Source organism: Burkholderia sp. IMCC1007, from assembly GCF_027257875.1.
In the GTDB taxonomy this organism is placed as follows: Bacteria; Pseudomonadota; Gammaproteobacteria; order Burkholderiales; family Burkholderiaceae; genus Burkholderia.
Genome location: NZ_JAPVQY010000130.1, coordinates 1 through 2,956, shown reverse-complemented (window position 1 = coordinate 2,956; position 2,956 = coordinate 1). Strand labels below are relative to the sequence as shown.

Here is a 2,956-nt window from a genome sequence, read left to right as displayed (position 1 = left end):
CGCGCCGGGGGCGGCGCTGGGCCGCGCTGGGCCGCGCTGGGCCGTGCTGGGCCGTGCACATCGTCCGACGTCTGACCGCGCGGCGCGCCGCGATCAACGGCGCGCTTCGATCACGCTTCGTCGTCGGGTAGCGACAGCCCGAGTTCCGCGATCACTTCGCGCGCGCTGCGGAACGCCTCGACCGCGGCCGGCGCGCCCGCGTACAGCGCACTATGCAGCAGCACCTCGCGGATCTCGACAAGGCTCGCGCCGTTGTTGAGCGCGCCGCGCACGTGCCCCTTCAGCTCCGTACTGCGGCCCAGCGCGGCCAGCATCGCACAGGTGCAGAGGCTGCGCGTCTTCAGGTCGATCCCGTCGCGCTGCCACGTGCTGCCCCACGCATGTTCGTTCAGCCAGTTCTGCAGCGGACGCGAAAAGCCGTCGAGATCGCGCATCGCACGCTCGACGAACGCTTCGCCCATCACGTCGGTGCGTCGGGCCTTGCCCTGTTCCCTGTCCTGTTCGCTCATGTCCGTGTCCTGTTCGATGTCGTCGCCGCTCGCGCGGGTGCGGCAGCCGAGTGGATTCGCGTCATGTTCGCGGCATGCAGGCGTTTCGTCAAAGGCGCGGCGCCCGCGTCGTCGCGACCCGGCCGTGCGCGAGTCGAACGCTACGTAACATCCGGGCGTGCGTTACGGCGCGCGTCGGGAACACCGCTGCGGCAGCACGGGCATAACGCGCCCGCACCGCCAGTGAAATCGTCAAATCGCCGTTAAATCGCGCGTAAATTCCCGATTTCTGCAACAAAGCACGCGAGCATTTCTCGGGACCGGTCATGGCGCGGAATTTGCAGTTGAGGCTCGGCACACTTCCAATGTCGAGGGCACCATGCATCAATACTTAATAAAGAAAACGACGGTATCGCTGGCTGTATTGTCATTGCTCACGCTGTACGGCTGCGGCTCCGTCGACGGGCCGACGCCGACGATCAAGCCGATCACGGGCGGTAGTTCGGGGACTTCCGGTACGTCCGGCACCTCCGGTACGTCCGGCACCTCGGGTACGTCGGGCACCTCGGGCACTTCGGGCACCTCGGGCACTTCGGGCACTTCGGGCACTTCGGGCACTTCGGGCACTTCGGGTACTTCGGGCACTTCGGGTACTTCGGGTACTTCGGGCACTTCGGGCACTTCGGGCACTTCGGGCACTTCGGGCACTTCGGGTACTTCGGGCACTTCGGGTACTTCGGGTACTTCGGGTACTTCGGGCACTTCGGGCACTTCGGGCACTTCGGGCACTTCGGGTACTTCGGGTACTTCGGGTACTTCGGGCACCTCGGGCACCTCGGGCACCTCGGGCACTTCGGGCACTTCGGGCACTTCGGGCACTTCGGGCACCTCGGGCACTTCCGGCACTTCGGGTACTTCGGGTACTTCGGGTACTTCGGGCACCTCGGGCACTTCGGGCACCTCGGGCACCTCGGGCACTTCGGGCACTTCGGGCACTTCGGGCACTTCGGGCACTTCGGGTACTTCGGGTACTTCGGGTACTTCGGGTACTTCGGGTACTTCGGGTACTTCGGGTACTTCGGGTACTTCGGGTACTTCGGGTACTTCGGGTACTTCGGGTACTTCGGGTACTTCGGGTACTTCGGGTACTTCGGGTACTTCGGGTACTTCGGGCACTTCGGGCACTTCGGGCACCTCGGGCACTTCGGGCACTTCGGGCACTTCGGGCACCTCGGGCACCTCGGGTACTTCGGGTACTTCGGGCACCTCCGGCACCAGCGTCACCCCGCTCGGCAACGTCGTCCAGAAAACCAGCAACTTCGTCGCGGCGCTCGGCACGACCATCGCCACCGGCGGCGCGCAAATCGGCGGCGTGCAGATCCCCGGCACGAACCCGACGACGGCCACCAGCGTCGGCAACGCGGTCACCAGCCTCGGCAACGGCGTGCAGTCGCTCGGCAACGGCGTCGCGGCCGGTCTCGGCTCGATTGGCGTGTCGGCGAACCCGCTCGACCCGACGCTGACGTCGACCACCGGCCTGCTGACCGGCACCGGCGGCGCCGTCAACAACCTCGGCAACGCAGTGACGAGCCTCGGCTCGGGCCCGCTGTCGCCGCTCTCGCCGGTGACGTCGCTCGTCGGCGCCCTCGTCAACACGGTCGGCGGCACGGTCAACTCGACCGCGTCGGACCTGAACACCGCGCTCAACAGCACGCCGGTCCAGCAGCTCGGCACGCAGGTCGGCACGGTGATCAACCCGATCACCAACACGCTGACCGGCGGCGTCACGAAGCCGGGCGCCACGCAGACGCTCGGCGACGCGACCCTGCTCGGCGGCCCGCTCAGCGGCCTGCTGGGCACGCTCGGCGGCGGCCTCGGCCTGGCCGGCTCGAACGTCGGGGGCGCCACGGGCAACCCCGTTGGCGACGGACTCGGCACCTCCACCGGCCAGCTCGGCAACACGGTGACGTCGACCGGCGGCCTGTTGTCCAGCGGCAGCTCGAGCAGCGGCACGAACCCGCTCGCCCCGATCACGGGCCTGCTCGGTTCGCTGTCGGGCGGGCTCGGCGGCGTCGGTTCGAGCGGCACCAGCGGAACGAGCGGCACCAGTGGCACCAGTGGCACCAGCGGTACCAGTGGCACGAGCGGCGGCCCGCTCGCGCCGATCTCCGGCCTGCTCGGCTCGGTGACGGGTGCGCTCGGCGGCCTCGGTTCGAGCGGCACGGGCGGAACGAGCGGCACCAACGGCACCAGCGGTTCCGGCGTCGGCGGCCTGCTTGCGCCGGTCACCAATCTCGTCAGCTCGCTGACGCCGTTCGGCGCAAGCCTCACCGGCACGGTCACGACGCCGGGCGGCAGCCTGACCGGCGGCCTCGGCGGCGCGCTGACGAACGGCCCGGTCGGCACGCTGACCGGTGCGCTGACGACGCCGGCCGGCGGTGCGGGCGCCATCGCGACGGCCAGCCCCG

2 protein-coding genes are annotated in these 2,956 nt (G+C 69.1%); one reads left to right on the top strand and one right to left on the bottom strand.

Annotation, left to right across the window (positions count from 1 at the left end):
* Window positions 1–110 precede the first annotated feature (110 nt).
* Window positions 111–509, bottom strand: coding sequence for a carboxymuconolactone decarboxylase family protein (locus tag O1Q03_RS39855; RefSeq protein ID WP_175836368.1), 399 nt, complete (start codon window positions 507–509; stop codon window positions 111–113).
* A gap of 358 nt (window positions 510–867) precedes the next feature.
* On the opposite strand from O1Q03_RS39855, the gene O1Q03_RS39850 reads away from it, so the two are divergent.
* The coding region (locus O1Q03_RS39850) for a collagen-like triple helix repeat-containing protein (RefSeq protein WP_269511620.1) at window positions 868–2,956 on the top strand (2,089 nt) is incomplete at its 3' end.

Excerpts from the sequence above, each read along its gene's own strand:
- O1Q03_RS39855 (WP_175836368.1), bottom strand. The coding sequence starts at position 509 with ATGAGCGAACAGGACAGGGAACAGGGCAAGGCCCGACGCACCGACGTG.